The sequence below is a fragment of the Streptomyces sp. G-G2 genome (genome assembly GCF_030063135.1).
Taxonomy (GTDB): domain Bacteria; phylum Actinomycetota; class Actinomycetes; order Streptomycetales; family Streptomycetaceae; genus Streptomyces.
On the sequence record NZ_JASISO010000001.1, the window covers coordinates 54,465 to 74,010 of the forward strand.

A 19,546-nucleotide genomic window follows, 5' to 3' on the forward strand; every position below is an offset into this window, starting at 1 on the left:
GTCCGAACGAAGGGCGGGAGCGTCCGCATGAATGACGAGTGGCTCATCTACCGGGGCGTCGGCGAGCCCCACGACGGGATCGACGCGCTGCCCGACCCGCCGCCCTGGCGGGACTTCGACGGCGGGCCCCCCGCCGACCCCGGCGAGGCGGCCGCCGTCGCCGACAGCGCGGCCACCCGGCGGCTCGGCGCGCACCGGCACGCCGCCGAACTGCACCGGCCCGAACCGGAGGAACTCGAAGCCATCAACGCCGCGCTCTACCTGCGGCGGCCCCTGCTCGTCACCGGCTATCCCGGCACCGGCAAGTCCACGCTCGCCCACGCCGTCGCGCACGAGCTGAAACTCGGCCGTGTCCTGCGCTGGCCCGTGGTCTCGCGCACCGTGCTCCAGGAGGGCCTCTACCGCTACGACGCCCTCGCCCGGCTCCAGGACGTACAGATCTCCGCGAGCGGCGGCGAGCCCGGCGGGGCCCCGGGGATCGGCAAGTACATCCGGCTCGGGCCGCTCGGCACCGCGCTGCTGCCCACCGAGCGCCCCCGGGTCCTGCTCATCGACGAGCTGGACAAGAGCGACATCGACCTGCCCAACGACCTGCTCAACGTCCTGGAGGAGGGCGAGTTCGCGCTGCCCGAACTGGAGCGGGTCGCCGACCGCGAACCCGAGGTGCGGGTCCTCACCGACGACGGCGCGAAGGCCACCGTCCGCGACGGCCGGGTGCGCTGCCGGGCCTTCCCCTTCATCATCCTGACCAGCAACGGCGAACGGGACTTCCCCGCCGCCCTGCTGCGCCGCTGCATCCAGCTCAAGCTCGGCCAGCCCGGCGAGAAGCGCCTGGCCACCATGGTCCGGGCGCACCTGGGCGAGGAGGCGGCCGCGCTCGGCGCCGACCTCATCCGGGAGTTCCTCAGCCGCTCCCAGACCGAACTCGTCGCCGCCGACCAGCTCCTCAACGCCATCTACCTCACCCACTACGCGGCGCCGCCCACCCGGGAAGACCTCGCGGACCTCATCATCCAGCGGCTCGACCGTTCGAGGTGAGCGCCCGTGACCGCCGCCGACCCCGGTCCACCGCCCGCCGTCCGTGAGCTGGCCGCGCTGCTGCGCGCCGCCGGACTCGACCCGTCCGCCGGGGAGATCGCCGACGCGCTCTGGCTGGCCGGGCGCACCAGAGCGGCCGCGCGGGCCGCGGACGGGGCGTTACGGGCGCCAGTGGACCCGTCCGCCGGGCCGGGACCGGACCGGACCGAGCGGACGGACGGCGGACGGCGGGCGGCGGCCCCGCCGGACCCCGGGCCCCCGCGCCCGGCGGCCCCCGGGGAGGAACCGGTCGACCTGGTCGTCCCCCGGCGGCCGGGCGGCCCCGGCGGCGCCCGGCAGCCGACCGGCGCGCACGCCGATCCGGAACCGGGCCCGGAGGGCGTAGGCGGTTTCCCGGTCCGGGTCCCCACGGCCACCGCGCTGCCCCGGATCCTGGACATCCAGCGGGCCCTGCGCGCCCTCCAGCGCCGTCGGCCGCCCGCGCCCCGGGCCCGTACCGTGCTGGACGAGACCGCGACCGCCGAGGCCAGCGCCCGCGCGCTCGGCCTGGTCGTCCCGGTGCTGCGGGCCGAGACCCGGCGCGAGAACACGATGCGGCTGGTCCTGGACGCGTCCCCCTCGATGGCGGTGTGGCAGGACATGTTCGACGAGCTGCGCGCGGTCTGCGAGCGGCTCGGGGCCTTCCGGGACGTCCAGGTGCACTACCTGCACCGGCTCGCCGACGGCACCCCGGCGGTCGGGAGCGGACCCGAACCGGGCGGCCGGACCCGGTCCGCCGACCAGCTCCGGGACCCGACCGGGCGCGGGCTGACCATGGTGGTCTCCGACTGCACCGGCCCGCTGTGGCGCGAGGGCGCGGCGCAGCGGCTGCTGTACCGGTGGGCGCAGTGCACGCCCTGCGTGGTGGTGCAGCCGCTGCCGCAGCGGCTGTGGAGCCGCAGCTGGCTGCCCACCGAGCGCGGCACCCTGGCGCGCGGCGGGGGCGACGAGCGGCACCTGGAGTTCCGCTCCGACCGGCCACCGCGGCCCGGGCGGCCCACCGGCGGGCTCACCGTGCCCGTACTGCCGCCCAGCGCCCGCGCGCTCGGGGCCTGGGCCCGGCTGGTGGCCGGGCTGGGCAGCGGGCCGGTCCCGGCCGAGGTGGGGCGCGTACTGGCCGACCATCCCGCCGCGCCCGTACCGCTGCCGAGGGCCGCGCGGCCGCCGCGCGAACTGGTGCGCCGCTTCCGGTCCTCGGCCTCGCCGCGCGCCGTGCAGCTCGCCGTGTACCTGTCGGCGACCCCGCTCACGCTGCCCGTGATGCGGCTGGTGCAGCGCACGATGCTGCCCGACTCGGAGCCCTCCGACCTGGCGGAGGTGCTGCTCAGCGGGCTGCTGCGGCGCAGCGGACCGGCGCCGGGGCAGTGGTACGAGTTCGTGCCGGGGGTGCAGGACGTGCTCCTCGGGCCGCTGGGGCGCGACGACGCCGCGCTGGTGCTCAAGCACTGCTCGGAGTACGTGATGGCGCACTTCGGGAGGGGCGTGCGCAACTTCCCCGCGCTCGCGGTCGCCCAGCTCACCGGGGTCCCCGCGGCCGGGGCGGCGGAACAGGACACGGGGGCCGGGGAGGAGCCGGGGCGGCTGTCCGCCGCGCGGCTGCCGCAGGCCTTCGCGCAGGTCTCCGCCAAGGTCGTACGGCGCTACCTCCCCGGACCGCCGGACGCGCCGCCCGGACCCCTGGAGCCCGCCCCCGGAACGGGCGCCGCCGCGCCCTCCCGGACCTGGGCCGTGCGCACCGCCCGGATCCGGCTCGCGGCCTACGACCGCGACCACGAGGGCGGGCGGCGCGGGCTGTACGAGGCCGTCGCGGTGCTGCGCCGGGCGGCGTCGGCCCCCGCCGGGCCCGCGGACCCGCCCGGCGAGGCCGAGTTCGAGCTGGCCGGGGCGCTGCTGCGGCTCTGGGGGGTGCAGCGGGATCCGGAACTGCTGACCGAGGCCGAGCGCACGGCCCGCGCGGTGAGCGCCCTGCCCGGCATGGTGCGGGCCCGCGCCCTGCTGGGCCGGGTGCTGTACGAGCGGGCCGTGGCCGCCCTGCCCGGATCCAGGCCGGAGGCGGAGGAGCTGCTGACCGCCGCCGAGCGGGAGTTCGCGGCGGTCGGCGCGGTGCCCGAGCTGGAACGCGAGCTGCTCCTGGACTGCGCGATCCGGCGGGCCCGGACCCTGATGCGGCTGTGCGAACTGCGCGACGATCCGGCGGCTCTGCGGGACGCGCTGACCGCCCTGGAGGTCTTCGCGGGCGCCGAACGGGCCGCCGGGAGCAAGCCCGACGGGGGACTCCAACTGGCCCTGGGCCGGGTGCTGCTGGCCCTGGCGGACCGTGAGGAGGACCCGGCCGGGCGGATCCCGCTCGCCGAGCGCGCCGCCGCCCGGCTCGCGGCGGGCCTCGCCTCCCTGACCGCCCCGGCCGCCGGCGCGGACCTGGGCGCGGAGCCCGCCCCGGGCGCCGGAGCAGGTCAGGGCGCGGGTTCCGCCGCGGGCGCGGGGGAGCGGGGCTGGGTCCGGGTGGAGCTGGCGCGGGCCCTGCGGTACCTGCCCGAGCGGCTCGACGAGGCCCCCGGGGTGCTGGAGCGGGCGCTCGCGGAGGCCACCGGGGAGCCGGAGCTGCGGCTCGCGGCGCTGGTGTGCCTGGCCAGGGTGCACCGCGCCCGGAACGCGCGGGACGGCGGCCCGGCCGGCCTGGACGCGGCCGCCGAGGCCTACGGGCGGGCCCGGCGGCTGATCCCCCGGGACGGGGACGCCTACGGGGAACTGCTGCCCGAGTGGGGCGACGTACTCCTGGAACGGGCCCGGGGGGCGGACGGGCGGCGGTTCGTGTCCACCGCGGTGCGCGTGCTGCGCGACAGCCGCGCCGCCGTCCCGCAGTCCGACCCCCGCGCGGCCCACCGGCTGCTGCGGCTGGCGACCGGGCTGCGGCTGCGCCACTCCTACGAGGGCGACCTGGTGGACCTGCGCGAGGCGGAGTACCTGCTGGAGCTGGCCGTCCGGCACGGCCGCGGCCCCCTGGCGCAGGCGCACGCCTGGCGCGAGCACGGCGACGTACAGCAGGAGATCCACGCCCACACCCGGGCCCCCGACCGGCTCGACCGCGCGGCCGACTCCTACCGGCGGGCCTGGCGGGCCGCGATGGAAACGGACGGGGCCGGGCGGACGGACGCCGCCGTCCAGCTGGCCGCCCGGGTCCAGGAACTGCGCGGCGAGGTGCTGGAGCGCCTCGCCCGGCCGCGCGCCGCGCTGGACGCCTTCCGGGCGGCCCTGGAGCTGTGGCAGCGGCTGCCGGAAGCCGACACCGACCGGCGTACGGCGGTGCGCGCGCGGGTGCGTGCGCTGGAGGCGTCCCTCTGACGCGCACCGGAGCGCCCTCCTGTGCCTGTTTCCGTTCCCCGGGCGCAGGGAAAGGGCAGTGAACCCATCGAACACACGACGGAACGCATGACGCGACAGGGGGGCAGCACAACCATGGTGACAAAGCATCAGGAACTGGTCGCACACCGCTGTCCGGCGCAGTTGCCGGACCTCTCCGGGCTCGATCTGGCCGCACTGCGGGGCATCGACCACCCGGTGCTGGCCGATGTGCTCGAGGGCATGGTGGAGCGCGTCACGCACCCGGCGGAGATACTGAACGCCTTCGATTCCGGCGTCGACTGAGCGGACCCGCCGGGGCTCGCCGGATCCGGCCCGAACCGGATGAAACCACGCCGGAGTTGACCACTTTCCGCCGTTAGCCGCACACATCCACCGGGCAGGGATGGACCGTCCGCAGCGGGAGGAACCGTCGAATGAGGCACACGACCACGCGCGACGCCGTGCTGCCCGCGCACCGCGTCCACGCGCCCTGGCCCTACACCGGGCTCGACGTCCCCGCCCTCCGGGCGGCCGGTCACCGGTCGTACCCCTTACGGCAGTTCGTCCTCAAGACCCGCAGTCGCTGCAACCTCGCCTGCACCTACTGCTACGTCTACTCGATGGCCGACGAGGGCTGGCGCGCCCAGCCCGCCGTGATGTCCGCCGCCACCGCGGCCCGCGCCGCCGACCGGATCGCCGAGCACGCCGCCGCCCACGCCCTGACCCGCGTCGACCTCGTCCTGCACGGCGGGGAGCCGCTGCTGACCCCGCCCGCCGGACTCGCCGCACCCGTCCAGGCGGTACGGGCGGCCCTCGCCCGACGCTCCCCGGGCACCCGGGTCACCGCCACCGTGCAGACCAACGCCACCCTGCTCACCCCGGGCCGCCTCGACGCGCTGGCCGCCGCCGGGATCCGGGTCGGCGTCAGCCTCGACGGGGGTCTCCCGGCGCACAACGCCCGGCGCGTGGACCATGCCGGGCGCCCCGGCTTCAGCGCCGCCGCGCGGGGCCTGCGGCTGCTGGCCCAGCACCCCGGGAGCTACGCCGGGGTGCTCTGCGTGGTGGACACCGCCCAGGACCCGGTGGAGACCTACGAATCCCTGCTGGCCTTCGCGCCGCCCACCCTCGCCCTGCTGCTGCCCCTGGCCAACTGGGCCGAACCGCCGCCCGGTTCGGCCCCCGGCACCACCCCGTACGCCGACTGGCTGACCGCCGTCTTCGAACGCTGGTGGCACGACGGGGTGCGGCGCACCCGGATCCGGCTCTTCGAGGAGATCATCGCCCTGCTGCTCGGGCTGCCCGCCGCCAACGAATCCCTGGGCCTGGCCCCGGTCACCACCGCCGTCATCGAGACCGACGGCAGCATCGAACAGGCCGACTCCCTCAAGTCCGCCTACGAGGGTGCCGCCGCCACCGGCATGACCCTGGACACGCACAGCTTCGACGAACTCCTCGACCACCCCGGGCTGGCCGCCCGCCAGCTCGGCCGGGCCGCGCTGGCCGGGGGCTGCCGCTCCTGCGAACTCGTCGAGGTCTGCGGCGGCGGTCACTACCCGCACCGCTACCGGCCCGGCCAGGGCTTCCAGCACCCCTCCGTGTACTGCGAGGACCTCCAGGTGCTCATCCGGCACATCGCGGCGGCCCTGCACCACGCCGCCACCGCCGCGCCCCGCGCCGCCGCGGCCCCCGCCCCCGTGCCCGCCCCGCGTACGGACGTCCACGGGCAGGGCCCCGAGCGGGCCGCCTCATGACCCGCCCCGTCCCGCTGCCGGGCCCCCGCTCCAGCTCCGGCCCGGAGCCCGCTACCGCACCCGCGCCCGGATCCGGCCCCGCGCCCGTGCCCGGCCCCCGCTCCGGGGCCGGCCCGCTGCCCGGCTTCGCCATCACCTCCCACCTGCTGCGCGCCCTGGCCTCCACCGAACCCGGAGCCGAGGGCGCCCGCCTGATCCGTGACATCCGCCGCTCCAAACGCCTGGTCCTGCTGCGCGCGGTCCTCGACGCGGCCCCCGGCGGCCCCGACGGGGAGACCGGCCGCCACTGGGCGCTCCTGGAGGAGGCCGAGCGGCGCGCCCCCGGCGCCGTGCGCGACGTACTGCACTACCCCGCCACCGGGACCTGGGCCGAGGAAACCCTGCGCCGCCTGCACGAACCCCACGGGCCCGCCCCCGACCTCGCCCACCTCGGGGCCCTCGCCGCGGCCGCGGCCCTGCGCGCCGGGCTCGACTTCAAACTCACCCTGCGCCCGCTCCACGGCCGCCTGGTGCTGCCCACCCTCGGCCTGCTGCGCCCCGCCCGCCCCGGGCCCGTCACCCTGACCCAGCGCTCCTGGGACCCCGCCGACCCCGCCGTCCTCGCCCTGCACACCCTGCCCGGCGGCGGGGTCGCCCTGGACGACCTCGATCCGTACCGGGCCCTGGGCCACCCGGTCTCCGTACGCCCCGCCCGCAGGCTTACCCCCAAGGGGCACAAGCGCTGGGACATCCAGTGGACCGGCGCCCTGACCCTGCTGGAGCGCTACGACTCCACCCGGGCCCACGAGGTCGGCGAACTGCTGCGCACCCTCGTCCCGCTGGCCGGGGGAGCCCGCTCCACCGGGGCCACCCTGCCCGCCGCCGCCGGATCCGTCCTGGTCCGCGGCCAGACCCCGCCCGCGCTCGCCGCCACCCTGGTCCACGAGGTGCAGCACGGGAAGCTCACCGCGCTCGCCGACATCCTCACCCTGCACACCGCCGACCGCACCCCCTGCTACTGGGCCCCCTGGCGGGCGGACCCCCGCCCGTTGGAGGGACTCCTGCACGGCGCGTACGCCCACCTGGCCCTCGCCGGGTACTGGCAGCGCGCCGCCCTCTACGGCGCCCGCGGCGCCTGGGCGCGGCACGCCCGCAGCCGGTCCCAACTGGCCGCCGTCCTCCCCGTACTCCAGGGTGCCCGCGAACTGACCGTGACCGGACGGGAGTTCATCGCCGGGATGACCGCCGCCGAACGCGCCATGGACGACCTGCCGCCCCCCGGCGACCAGCACGCCACCGCCCGCCGGGCCATCGACCACGAACGCCGCGCCTGGTGCGCGGACCACCCCGAACTCGCCGCATTCGCCGCGACCTGACACAGGCTGAGCACCCGTCACCTGCGGTACCTTTTCAACCCCGTCCACCGCCCGGATTCCAGGGAGACGGCCGCATGACCACCGGAACTCGGCAGGACCGCGAGAACGCGGCGCAGCCGCAGCGCTTCGTCATCAGCTTCGCGGGATTCAACCGCCCCTGGGCGGTGTGGATCGCCCACCGGCTGGAGGAACACGGACACCGCGTCGCCCTCCAGCGCTGGGACCCGAAGAACAGCAACGGACTGGCCGAGGCCCTCGACGACCTCGCGCGCGCCGGCGGCCGCGTCCTGGTCGTCCTCAGCGAGCGGTACTTCTCCGCGGGCACCCACACCGACGAGGAGTGGAACGCGGCGCTGCGCACCGTCACCGAGGCCCACCCCGACCGGTTCGCGGCGGTCTGCCTCACCGACGCCCCGCTGCCCAGCGCCGTCGCCGCGCTGGAGAAGACCGACCTGTGGGGCCTGGACGCCTACGAGGCCGAGTACCGGGTCCTGCGCAGGCTGGAGCTGCCCACCGAGCGGATCGGCACCGAGACCGGCCGCCGCGGCCCCCGCTTCCCCAACGACCCGCCCGAGATCTGGGGCCGGGTCCCGCGCCGCAACCCCCGCTTCACCGGCCGCAACGACGTCATCGGCAAACTCCGCGCCGCCCTCACCGAGGCCCCGCCCGGAGCGGCCACCGTCACCCTGCTCGGGCTCTCCGGCGTCGGCAAGACGCAGGTCGCCACCGAGTACGCCTACCGCTTCGCCTCCGAGTACGACGTGGTGTGGTGGGTGCCCGCCGAGGACCGGCCCACCCTGCGCGAACGGCTCGCCGACCTCGCGCCCGCCCTCGGCCTGCCGCGCGGCGCGGGCAGTTACGGCGAGCAGATCCGGGCCGTCCTCGAAGCGCTGCGCCGCGGCTCCCCGTTCAACCGCTGGCTGATGGTCTTCGACGGCTGCGACAACCCCGACGACCTCACCGACCTGCTGCCGGGCGGCGCGGGCGACGTCATCATCACCTCGCGCAACCGCGAATGGGGCAACCGGCACACCAGCCTCGTCGAAGTCCCCCTCTACGCCCGCCCCGAGTCCGTCACCTTCATCCGGCGCCGGGCCCGCCGCCTCACCGCCGACGAGGCCGACCTGCTCGCGGAGGCCCTGGAGGACTACCCGCTCGCCCTCGACCAGACCGCGGGCTGGCTCGCCGACTCCCCGCTGAGCGTGGGCGATTACCTCGCGCTGCTCCAGCGGCGGCTGGACACCCGGGAGGCGGTCGCCGTCTCCGAGGACTATCCGCTGCCCTTCCCGACCGCCCTCGCCATACTCCTCAACAACGTCCGGGAGAACTTCCCCGACGCCCTGGCCCTGCTGCGGCTGTTCGTGTTCTTCGCGCCCGGCCCGGTCCCGCTGCGGCTGCTGCGGGAGTTCCCCGCGGAGGATGTACCGGAACAGCTCGCCGGGCTGATCAACGACCAGATCCGGTGGAACGCGGCCCTCAACAAGCTCGTGCAGTTCTCCGTGGTCCGCCTGGAGTACTCCGACCTGCCCGTCGAAGAGGGCGGCGGCGGCCTGGAGACCGTCCAGCTGCACCGGATGGTCCACGGCATCGTCCGCGAGAACCTCGCCGAGGACGAGTCCGAACCGCTCTCCCGGGCCGTCCGCCAGGTACTCGCCGAGGCCGACCCCGGGCGGCCGTCCGACTCCCGGCTCTGGCCGAGGTACGCCGAACTCATCCCGCACCTCGACACCGCGGGCGTCCTCACCAGCACCAACCCCCGGATCCAGACCTTCCTGCTGCGCTGTCTGCGCTACCTGATCCTGGCCGGGGAGTACCGCACCTGCCTGCGCCTGTGCGAACAGACCGACCTGGCCTGGCGCTCCATGCTCGGCGACGACCACGACCGGGTGCGGGAGCTGAGCTACCAGTACGGCGGAGCGCTGCGCAACCTCGGGCTGTTCCGTCGCGCCGAGGTCCTCACCAAGGCCGTCGCCGACCGGCTCGTCTCCGAACGCGGCGACCGCGACCTCGAAACCCTGCGCGCCACCAGCGCGTACGGCGGGGTCCTGCTGTGCATCGCCAAGTTCGAACCGGCCCGCCAGCTCTTCGAGCACTGCCTGGCCACCTACCGCGAACTCCTGGGCGAGGACGACTCCACCACCCTCAACGCCCAGAACAACCTCGCCGCCACCTTCCGGCTGCTGGGCCGCTACCAGGAGGCGTACGACCTCGACCTCGACACCCTGCGACGGCGCGAGCGGGTGCTGCGCGCCCAGCACATCTCCACCCTCTCCTCCGGCATCGCCTGCGCCATGGGCCTGCGCCTGATGGGCCGCTACCGGGAGGCGCAGACCCGCCAGGAACAGGGCGTCAAGCTCAACAACCAGATCCTGGGCGTCAACCACCCGCAGACCCTGCGCGCCGAACACAACCTGGGCCTGTGCCTGCGCCGTTCGGGCGACATCCCCGGCGCGGGCACCCGGCTGCGGACCGTGTGGGAACGCGCCACCCGGGTCTTCGGGGCCGACTACCCGTGGACCCTGATGGTGGCCTCCGACTACGCCACCTACCTGCGTGAATACGGAGACGTCGAGGAGGCCCGCCGGATCTCCGAGGCGGTGGTGCGGGGCTACCAGTCCCAGCTGGGGCTGGCCCACCCGTACAGCATCGGTACGGTCGGCAACCTCGGGCTGGTGCTGCGGGCCCAGGGGGAGCGCGAGGAGGCGCTGAGCCTGTGCGAGCAGGCCCTGGTCGGGATGCGCAACGCGCTCGGGGAGCGGCACCCCTGGGCGCTGGGCAGCGCCCTCAACGCGGCGGGCTGCCGCAACATCACCGGGAGGCTCGACGACGCCGTCCAGCTGAGCCGGGACACGCTGCGCACGGCCGAGCAGGTGCTGGGGCCGGACCACCCGATGGCGCTGAGCGCGCAGATCGCGCTGGCCGCGGACCTGCGGGCGCTCCAGCACACGGACGAGTCCCGCAAGAACGAGGACGACGCGCTGAAGGGGCTGGCCCGGACGCTGGGCACGCAGCACGTCCACACCGTCTCGGCGCGCCAACGGGTCCGCCCGTACTGGGACTTCGAGCCCCAGCCGTAGGCCTGGCCGGCCGACCCGACCGGGCCTGGCTGAGCCACCTTCAGCAACGCCGGCGGCCTACCTTCAGCCTGCCCGGCGGAGCCGGGTTCCCCGGGGCTCCGCCCCAGACCCCGCGCCTCAAACGCCGGCGAGGCTGGGTCGGGACGGCGGGGAGGCTGGGTCGGGCCGGGGACACTGGAAGGCCCGGTCCCCGTTCGGCGGTTTCTAGGGGCCGGGCCTTCCAGTGTTCAGCTCAGCGCGGCGACTAGGCCTCGTAGACCTCGTTCATCAGCAGCTGCTGCTCCGCCTGGTGACGCTTGGCGGAGCCCACGGCCGGGGACGAGCCGTGCGGGCGCGAGACGCGGCGCAGGCGCTCGCCCGCCGGGACGTCGGCGCCGACGGCCAGGTCCAGGTGGTCGATCAGGTTCAGCGCGATGAACGGCCACGCGCCCTGGTTCGCCGGTTCCTCCTGGGCCCAGATGTACTTCGCCGCGTTCGGGTACTTGGCGATCTCGGCCTGGATCTCGGCGCCCGCCAGCGGGTACAGCCGCTCGATGCGGATGATCGCCGTGTCCGTGACGCCGCGCTTCTCCCGCTCGGCCTCAAGGTCGTAGTAGACCTTGCCCGCGCAGAAGACCACCTTGCGGACCGCGTTCGGGTCCACGGTGGAGTCACCGATGACCGGACGGAAGGAACCGGTCGTGAACTCCTCCGCCTTCGACGCCGCCGCCTTCAGACGCAGCATCGACTTCGGGGTGAAGACGATGAGCGGCTTGTGGTGCGGGTTGTGGACCTGCCAGCGCAGCAGGTGGAAGTAGTTCGACGGCAGGGTCGGCATCGCGACCGTCATGTTGTCCTGCGCGCACATCTGGAGGAAGCGCTCGGGACGCGCGGACGAGTGGTCCGGGCCCTGGCCCTCGTAACCGTGCGGGAGCAGGAGCGTGACGCCGGACGTCTGGCCCCACTTCTGCTCGGCCGAGGAGATGAACTCGTCGACGACGGTCTGCGCGCCGTTGACGAAGTCACCGAACTGGGCCTCCCAGAGGACCAGCGCGTCCGGGCGGGCCAGCGAGTAGCCGTACTCGAAGCCCATGGCCGCGTACTCGGAGAGCAGCGAGTCGTAGACGTTGTAGCGGGCCTGGTCGTCCGCGAGGTAGAGCAGCGGGGTGTAGTCCTCGCCGGTCTCCCGGTCGATCAGCACGGCGTGCCGCTGCCCGAAGGTGCCGCGGCGCGAGTCCTGCCCGGACAGCCGGACCGGGGTGCCCTCCATCAGCAGTGAGCCGAAGGCCAGGGTCTCGCCCATGCCCCAGTCGATGGTGCCCTCGTCGATCATCGACGCGCGGCGCTGCAGCTGCGGCAGCAGACGCGGGTGGACGGTGACGTTGTCCGGGATGTTGACCTGGGACTCCGCGATCCGCTTGACGACCTCCTGCGAGACCGCCGTGTCCACCTTGACGGGGAACTCCTGCGCGGTCTGCGTGGGCGGCACCGGGTTGCCCGCGGGCTGCGTGGCGGCCTCGCGGACCTCCGCGAAGACCTTCTCCAGCTGGCCCTGGAAGTCCTGGAGCGCCTGCTCGGCCTCTTCCAGCGTGATGTCGCCGCGACCGATGAGGGACTCGGTGTAGAGCTTGCGCACCGAGCGCTTCTTGTCGATCAGGTCGTACATCAGCGGCTGGGTGAAGGCCGGGTTGTCGGACTCGTTGTGGCCGCGACGGCGGTAGCAGATGAGGTCGATGACCACGTCCTTGTTGAACGCCTGACGGAACTCGAAGGCCAGGCGGCCGATACGGACCACCGCCTCCGGGTCGTCGCCGTTCACGTGGAAGATCGGCGCCTCGATCATGCGGGCCACGTCGGTCGCGTACATCGACGACCGCGAGGACTCCGGGGCGGCGGTGAAGCCGACCTGGTTGTTGATCACGACGTGGACGGTGCCGCCGGTGCGGTAGCCGCGCAGCTGCGACATGTTCAGCGTCTCGGCGACGACGCCCTGGCCCGCGAAGGCCGCGTCACCGTGCAGGGCGACGGGCAGGACGGTGAAGTCGGTGCCGCCCTTGTTGATGATGTCCTGCTTGGCGCGGACGACGCCCTCCAGGACCGGGTCCACCGCCTCCAGGTGCGAGGGGTTGGCGACGAGCGAGACCTTGATCTGCTCGCCGTCCAGGCCGGTGAAGGTGCCGTTGGCGCCCAGGTGGTACTTGACGTCGCCGGAGCCGTGCATCGACTTCGGGTCGAGGTTGCCCTCGAACTCGCGGAAGATCTGCGCGTACGACTTGCCCACGATGTTCGCGAGGACGTTCAGGCGGCCGCGGTGGGCCATGCCGATCGCGACCTCTTCGAGGCGGGCCTCGGCGGCCGAGTCGATGACGGCGTCGAGCAGCGGGATGACCGACTCGCCGCCCTCCAGGGAGAAGCGCTTCTGGCCGACGTACTTCGTCTGCAGGAAGGTCTCGAAGGCCTCGGCGGCGTTCAGGCGGCGCAGGATGCGCAGCTGCTCCTCGCGCTCCGGCTTGGTGTGCGGGCGCTCGATGCGGTCCTGGATCCAGCGGCGCTGCTTCGGGTCCTGGATGTGCATGAACTCGACGCCGGTGGTGCGGCAGTACGAGTCGCGCAGCACGCCGAGGATGTCGCGGAGCTTCATCATCGACTTGCCGGAGAAGCCGCCGACCGCGAACTCGCGCTCCAGGTCCCACAGGGTGAGGCCGTGCTCGGTGATGTCGAGGTCGGGGTGCTTGCGCTGCTTGTACTCCAGCGGGTCGGTGTCGGCCATGACGTGGCCGCGGACCCGGTAGGAGTGGATCAGCTCGAAGACGCGGGCGGCCTTCGTGACGTCGTCGTCGTGCGAGGCGTCGATGTCCCGGAGCCAGCGGACCGGCTCGTACGGGATGCGCAGCGCCTCGAAGACGTCGTCGTAGAAGCCGCTCTCGCCGAGCAGCATGTTCGCGACGACGCGCAGGAACTCGCCGGAGGCCGCGCCCTGGATGACCCGGTGGTCGTAGGTCGAGGTCAGGGTCATGACCTTGGAGATGGCCAGCTTGTTCAGGGTGTCCTGGGAGGTGCCCTGGAACTCGGCGGGGTAGTCCATGGAACCGACGCCCATGATGACCGACTGTCCGGGCATCAGGCGGGGCACGGAGTGGACGGTGCCCAGGCCGCCGGGGTTGGTCAGCGAGACGGTGACGCCGGTGAAGTCGTCCATCGTCAGCTTGCCGACACGGGCCCGGCGGACGATGTCCTCGTAGGCCTGCCAGAACTCGAAGAAGTTGAGGGTCTCGGCCTTCTTGATGCCCGCGACGACGAGCTGGCGGTCGCCGTTCGGCTTCACCAGGTCGATCGCCAGGCCGAAGTTGATGTGCTCCGGCTTGACCAGGGTCGGCTTGCCGTCCTTCTCCGCGAAGGAGTAGTTCATGGTCGGCATGGCCTTGATGGCCTGCACCATCGCGTAGCCGATGAGGTGGGTGAAGGAGATCTTCCCGCCCCGGGCCCGCTTCAGGTGGTTGTTGATGACGATGCGGTTGTCGAACAGCAGCTTCACCGGGACGGCGCGGACGGACGTGGCCGTCGGCACCTCCAGCGAGGCGTTCATGTTCTTGACCACGGCAGCGGCGGGGCCGCGGAGCGTCACCAGCTCGGGGCCCGCGGGGGCCTCGGTGGAGGGCGCGGCCTTCGGGGCTGCGGCGGGAGCGGCGGCGGCCGGAGCCGGTGCCTGAGGGGAGGGCGCGGCCGGCGCGGCGGAAATTCGCACGCCGGTAGGCGTTCCGGTGGAGCCGGTGCTCGCACCGGTCTGGGAGGTGACAGTCACAGCAGGGGCACCAGAGGGGGTGGCAGGAGCAGGGGCAGGAGCTGACACGGGCGTGGGCGCTGGCGCGGGAACCGGCGAGGCAGCCGGGGGCGCGGCGGGCGCCGCCCCCGTGGCGGCGTCGGCGGCCTGCGGGGCTGCGGCGGCGGGGGCGGCCTGTGCGGAGGCGCCGTCCGTCGTCGGGGACTTCCTGGGTTCTTCCGGCTTCACCGAGGCGACCGCGCCACCCGGCTTGTAGTCGGCGAAGAAGTCCCACCAGGCCCGGTCGACCGAATTCGGGTCCTGGAGGTACTGCTGATAGATCTCGTCGACGAGCCACTCATTGGCGCCGAAGCCCAAGGCAGGGGTCTTCCCGCTCTCTGCTGCTTCGGTCGTGGTGCTCGAGTTACTGGGGGACTGTGGCGACACGGCGGCAACCGCCCTCTTCCGCTTCACAAGGTATGGACAGCGGGAATAAAGGCTACGCCTCCCGGACCGTGTGATGCGGACCGGGCGGGACTTACGTCGCGCAGGTCACACCGAACGGCGGGTTTCGCCGGGTGAAATGGCGGGAAACAAACGCGGTTCGGGTAGCGCTCACCGCGGTTGCGGCCCCCTGGCGTCGCACCCCTGACGGACCCCGGGCACATGTGGCCGAGATCATGTCCTTCCCACTCGAACCCTACGTCAACAGCGCTGTCTACGAGCTGCCCGGAAGCGTGACGAGGATCCGGCAGCCCCGGGGGGATTCGGCCACTCCGATGTCCCCTCCGTGCAGGCCGACGGCCCAACGGGCGATCGCCAGGCCCAGTCCGGTACCGCCGTCGCCGCTGCGGGCACTGCCCCGGTTGAACCGCTCGAAGACCCTAAGCCGCTCCGACTCCGGTATCCCGGGTCCTTCGTCCTGCACCTCCAGGACCAGGCTCCCGGGCCCCTCGGCACGCCGCGCCCGTACCGTCACCCGCCCGTGGGGCGGGCTGTGCTTCACCGCGTTGTCGATCAGGTTCGCCACCACCTGGTGGAGCCGCTCCGCGTCCGCGTGGGCCGCCAGGTCGGAGGGGAAGACGTCCAGGTGCAGGTGCACGTCGTTGCGGGTGTGCCCGCCGGAGCCGGAGGCCAGTCCCGGGCGCCCGGCCGCCGCCAGGCCGGATTCCTTCAGTACCCCCGACAGGTACGGCCACACCTCGAAGCTGCGGGCCTTCAGCGGCACCGCCCCGTTGTCCACCCGGGACAGGTCCAGCAGGGTCTCCACCAGCCTGCCCAGGCGCTCCGTCTGCTTGAGCGCCGTGCGCATCGTCTCGGGGTCGGCGGCCGAGACCCCGTCCACCACGTTCTCCAGCACCGCGCGCAGGGCCGCGATGGGGGTGCGCAGCTCGTGGGAGACGTTCGCGACGAGTTCCTTGCGGTGGCGGTCCACCGCCTCCAGGTCGTCGGCCATCAGGTTGATCGTGGCCGCGAGATCGCCCAGCTCGTCGCGGCGGCCGGAGCCGCGCACCCGGCGGGTGAAGTCGCCGTGGGAGATCGCCTTGGCGACGGTGGTCATCTCGTCCAGCGGCGCCGTCAGGCTGTGCGCCACGAACTGGGTGATCAGCATGGAGGCGATCACCGAGAACACCGTGATGAATCGCACCTCGGTCGCCGTGCGCATGGCCACCATCAGCAGGCCCGTGGTGATGAAGACCGAGACCACCACGAGGGTGCCCAGCTTGGTCTTGATCGAGAACGGTGAGAACGGCCGCAGCCCCGGCCCCGGGAGCCGCCCGCTCACGGCTGCGCCGGGGTCTCCAGGGCGTACCCGACGCCGTGGACCGTACGGATCCGCTCGGCGCCGATCTTGCGGCGCAGCGCCTTGATGTGACTGTCGACGGTCCGGGTCCCGGAGGCGTCCGCCCAGTCCCACACCTCCGCCAGCAGCTGCTCCCGCGAGAGCACCGCGCGCGGGGTGCCCGCCAGGCAGACCAGCAGGTCGAACTCGGTGGGCGTCAGGTGGACGTCCTCCGTCTGGACCCGCACCCTGCGCTGCGCGTGGTCGATCTCCAGGTCGCCCAGCCGCAGCGTGGAGCCGCGCGGGGCGTGCGCGGCGATCGTCGCCCGCTCCACCCGGCGCAGCAGGACGTGGGCGCGGGCGGCCAGCTCGCGCATCGAGAACGGCTTGGTCATGTAATCGTCCGCGCCGACCCCCAGGCCGACCAGCAGGTCCGTCTCGTCGTCGCGCGCGGTGAGCATCAGCACCGGCACCGGCCGCTGGGCCTGGACACGGCGGCAGACCTCCAGGCCGTCGAAGCCGGGCAGCATCACGTCGAGGACGAGCAGCTCGGGCAGCCAGCTCTCGGCGGCCGCGACGGCCGCCGGTCCGTCGGCGGCGGTCTGCACCTGGAAGCCCTCGGCGCGCAGCCGGGCGGCGATCGCGTCGGCGATCGTGCGGTCGTCCTCGACGACGAGCACGCGCCGTTGCGCGCCGGGGGTGGCGGGCGACGGCGTGGCGCCGTTGTGGGTGGTGTGTGTCTGATCCATGTCCCGCCCCGGTAGTCCGACGGGGGACCCGTGAAGATCCCGCGTGATGGGGTGCAGCGTAGAGGAGCCGCCCGGCTGCGGCTATGACGGGTCGAGGGCGGGGCGGGCCGCGTCCGGGACACCTCGGGCAACCGGCACCTCTTCCGTCCGTACCGAGCTGAATCCGGCATTCCGTATGGCGTGTTCGAATGCGGCGGACGGCTGTGCGGGCCGTACGGCGAGCACCCCGCGGGGGGCGGGCGCTTCCAGCCCGTCGCGAGCGGGGCCGTCCCGGGCCTCGGTCGTCCCGGCCTCGGCCGGGGCGGCCGGTTTCAGCCCCGCCCGCGTCTGAGGCGCCCCCGCAGGCCGTCGTCCGGGGCCGGGTCCGCCGGCCCGGCCCGCCCCCACGGCTCACGTCACGCCGGATCGAAGGACGGCAGCGCGTCCAGGACCTTCGCCAGGGCGTCCGGGACCGACCCGTCGGAGGCGACCACCTCGCGGCCCCCGTGCACGAACCGGTAGGTGAACCCGTCGAACACCGTCGGCCCCCCGGACGGCGTCGGCTGGTGCACGAAGTCGGCCCGCCCGAGGGCGCCGCGCAGCTCGTCGAGGCGGGCGGGGGTCAGCTTCCCCGTGCCCGCGCGGTGCGCGGAACCGTCCAGAAGGGTCCACGAGCCGTCGTCCTGGACCTCCAGGGTGCTCGCGCGGCCCGCGAAACCGCCGGTGCGGGTGACGCGGAGCAGCTGCTGACCGGTGGGGGCAGGGGTCGGGACAGGGGCGGGGTCGGCGGTCGCGGCGGCGCCGGAACGGGTACCGTCCGGTCCGGCCGGGCCGTCCTTGCCGTCCTGGCCGGCCGGCCCGCAGCCGACCAGCGCCATCACCAGCGCCATCACCAGCGCCATCACCAGCGCCATCACCAGTGCCGGTGCCACTGCCAGTGCGGCCACCGTTCGGTACGTTCGCACACCCCACCTCCGCGAGGGCTCGGGACGCCCCCGAGTATGGAGGTCCCCCACCCGTACGTCGACCGCACGTCGGCCGCTCGTCACCCGGAGGCACGTCATCAGCCGCAGAACCGCGTGGCTCCGGCCGTGGCACTGGCTGCCGCCGCTGCTCGCGCTCGCCCTCGGCCTGTGGGGCCTGCGGCGCGGCGGCTCCATGTGGCGGGACGAGTCGGTGACGTACCAGGTGGCCCACCGGCCGCTCGGCGCGCTCACCGAGCTGCTCGGGCACGTCGACGCCGTGCACGGCGTGTACTACCTGCTGATGCACGGCGTGTTCGCGCTGTGGGACGGCGGCCTCTGGGCGCTGCGGCTGCCCTCGCTGGCCGCCACCGTCCTCGCCGCCGCCGGGGTGGCGGCGATCGCCCACCGGCTGGCGGGGGAGCGGGCGGCGCTGCTCGCGGGGGCGGCGTACGCCGTCGCGCCCCCGGTGCAGATGTACGCCCAGGAAGGGCGCTCCTACGCGCTGGTCGCGGCCGCCGTGATCTGGGCGACGTACCTGCTGGTGCGCGAGTGCTGGGCGGCGTACGCCGTGGTCCTCGCGCTCGGCTGCTGGCTGCACGAGTTCGCCGTGCTGGCGCTGCTCGCGCACGGCTTCGGGGCGTGGCGCTCGCGCGCCTGGCGCTGGTGCGCGGGAGCCGTGGGTGCGGCGCTGGTGCCGCTGGTGCTGGTGAGCGCGGGGCAGGCGCAGCAGCAGCTCGGCTGGCTCGGCCGCCCGAAGTGGACCGACTGGGCGGCGTACGCCGTGATCGCGGGCGCGGCGCTGCTGCTCGCCCGGGGGGTACCGCAGCGGGAGCTCGTCCGGGTCGCGCTGCCGCTGACGCTGGTGCCCCCGGGGCTGCTGCTGGCCGTCTCGCTGGTGCACCCGCTGTACGTCGACCGGTACGTCCTCTACGCCCTCGCCGGGCCGGCCCTGCTCGCGGGGGCCCGGCTGGCGGCGGGCGGCTGGGTGGCGTGGGGAGTGGCGGGGGCGCTGCTGGTGCCGTCCGGGTTCTGGGCCGAGTGGCTGCGCACGCCGGAGAGCCGCAAGGACGACGTCCTCGCCGTCGCGGCGGCCGTGCGGGCCGAGGCCCGGCCGGGGGACGCGGTGCTGTTCATGCCGTCGCGGCGGCGGGAGTGGCTGCTGTCCTCGCCCCGCGGGTACGGGGACCTGCGCGACATCGCCCTCGACCGGTCCCCGGCGGCCTCGGGCACCCTGTGGGGCACCGAACTCCCCGCCCCGGAGCTGCGCGCCCGGCTCCTCGCCGCCCCCCGGGTCCTGGTCCTCCTGGACCCGGCGGACCAGCCGGTCGACCCCTACCCGCTGGAGGCGTTGAAGCGCCAGACCCTGGCGGCGCACTTCGACCTGTGCCGGATCAGCCCCGTCCCCGGCGCCCGCCTGGCCGTCTTCGCCGCCCCGGGCACCTGCGACCAGGGCGTGTTCGGGAAGTAGCGCCGGGCGCCCGAAGGGCGTGGCCCGAGGCACCGTGCGCCGCGGGCCGGGCGCGACCTCTCACACACGGCCCGGGCCCGCGCGGGCGGGCGCCCCGGCCCGGCCGCAGTCAGCCCGTCGGCAGTCAGCCCGCCCGGCGATCGAGGGCCCGCCGGAGGCGCCGAAGAGCCGCAGGCCGGACGCGGCGCCCCGCCGGGCCTGTCCGTGCCAGGCCTGCCCGTGCCGGGCCTGCCCGCGCCGGGCCTGCCCGCGCCGGGCCCG

The 19,546-nt window shown here is 74.5% G+C and carries 11 protein-coding genes and 1 pseudogene; 7 read left to right on the plus strand and 5 right to left on the minus strand.

Annotated elements, in window-relative coordinates; translation table 11 throughout:
• Positions 1–27: 27 nt before the first annotated feature.
• From QMF80_RS00270 to fxsT, 6 genes are all read left to right on the plus strand, one after another.
• Entirely contained in the window at positions 28–1,038 is a 1,011-nt protein-coding gene (locus QMF80_RS00270; protein ID WP_283448440.1) for an AAA family ATPase, read from the plus strand.
• 6 nt (positions 1,039–1,044) lie between these two features.
• Positions 1,045–4,419, plus strand: coding sequence for an SAV_2336 N-terminal domain-related protein (locus QMF80_RS00275; RefSeq protein WP_283448442.1), 3,375 nt, complete (start codon positions 1,045–1,047; stop codon positions 4,417–4,419).
• 114 nt (positions 4,420–4,533) lie between these two features.
• Positions 4,534–4,722, plus strand: coding sequence for an FxSxx-COOH cyclophane-containing RiPP peptide (gene fxsA, locus QMF80_RS00280; protein WP_283448444.1), 189 nt, complete (start codon positions 4,534–4,536; stop codon positions 4,720–4,722).
• A 131-nt stretch (positions 4,723–4,853) separates the two neighbouring features.
• Positions 4,854–6,170: an FxsB family cyclophane-forming radical SAM/SPASM peptide maturase gene (locus QMF80_RS00285; RefSeq protein WP_283448445.1), complete on the plus strand. Its 1,317-nt coding sequence runs from the start codon at positions 4,854–4,856 to the stop codon at positions 6,168–6,170.
• On the plus strand, positions 6,167–7,525 hold the full coding sequence (locus QMF80_RS00290; RefSeq protein ID WP_283448447.1) for an aKG-HExxH-type peptide beta-hydroxylase: 1,359 nt from the start codon (positions 6,167–6,169) through the stop codon (positions 7,523–7,525). The genes QMF80_RS00285 and QMF80_RS00290 overlap by 4 nt, the downstream gene beginning before the upstream one ends.
• Positions 7,526–7,599: 74 nt before the next feature.
• Positions 7,600–10,602, plus strand: coding sequence for an FxSxx-COOH system tetratricopeptide repeat protein (gene fxsT / locus QMF80_RS00295; RefSeq protein WP_283448449.1), 3,003 nt, complete (start codon positions 7,600–7,602; stop codon positions 10,600–10,602).
• 244 nt (positions 10,603–10,846) lie between these two features.
• On the opposite strand, the gene QMF80_RS00300 is transcribed toward fxsT, so the two are convergent.
• The 5 genes and pseudogenes from QMF80_RS00300 to QMF80_RS00320 form a co-directional block, all read right to left on the minus strand.
• On the minus strand, positions 10,847–14,788 hold the full coding sequence (locus QMF80_RS00300; RefSeq protein WP_283448450.1) for a multifunctional oxoglutarate decarboxylase/oxoglutarate dehydrogenase thiamine pyrophosphate-binding subunit/dihydrolipoyllysine-residue succinyltransferase subunit: 3,942 nt from the start codon (positions 14,786–14,788) through the stop codon (positions 10,847–10,849).
• Between the two features lie 271 nt (positions 14,789–15,059).
• Positions 15,060–16,127 (minus strand): HAMP domain-containing sensor histidine kinase, encoded by a 1,068-nt coding sequence (locus QMF80_RS00305; protein ID WP_283448451.1) that lies wholly within the window; start codon positions 16,125–16,127, stop codon positions 15,060–15,062.
• Positions 16,124–16,873 (minus strand): response regulator transcription factor, encoded by a 750-nt coding sequence (locus QMF80_RS00310; RefSeq protein WP_283448453.1) that lies wholly within the window; start codon positions 16,871–16,873, stop codon positions 16,124–16,126. Before QMF80_RS00310 ends, QMF80_RS00305 begins: the two co-directional genes overlap by 4 nt.
• An 81-nt stretch (positions 16,874–16,954) precedes the next feature.
• A pseudogene (locus QMF80_RS00315) lies at positions 16,955–17,119 on the minus strand (spermidine synthase); the annotation flags it as partial.
• A 149-nt stretch (positions 17,120–17,268) separates the two neighbouring features.
• Positions 17,269–17,817, minus strand: a complete 549-nt coding sequence (locus QMF80_RS00320) for a hypothetical protein (protein WP_283448455.1) — start codon at positions 17,815–17,817, stop codon at positions 17,269–17,271.
• A gap of 211 nt (positions 17,818–18,028) precedes the next feature.
• Between QMF80_RS00320 and QMF80_RS00325 the strand changes: the two genes are divergently transcribed.
• Complete coding sequence (locus QMF80_RS00325) at positions 18,029–19,285, plus strand: glycosyltransferase family protein (protein ID WP_283448456.1); 1,257 nt, start codon at positions 18,029–18,031, stop codon at positions 19,283–19,285.
• The last annotated feature ends 261 nt before the right edge of the window (positions 19,286–19,546 follow it).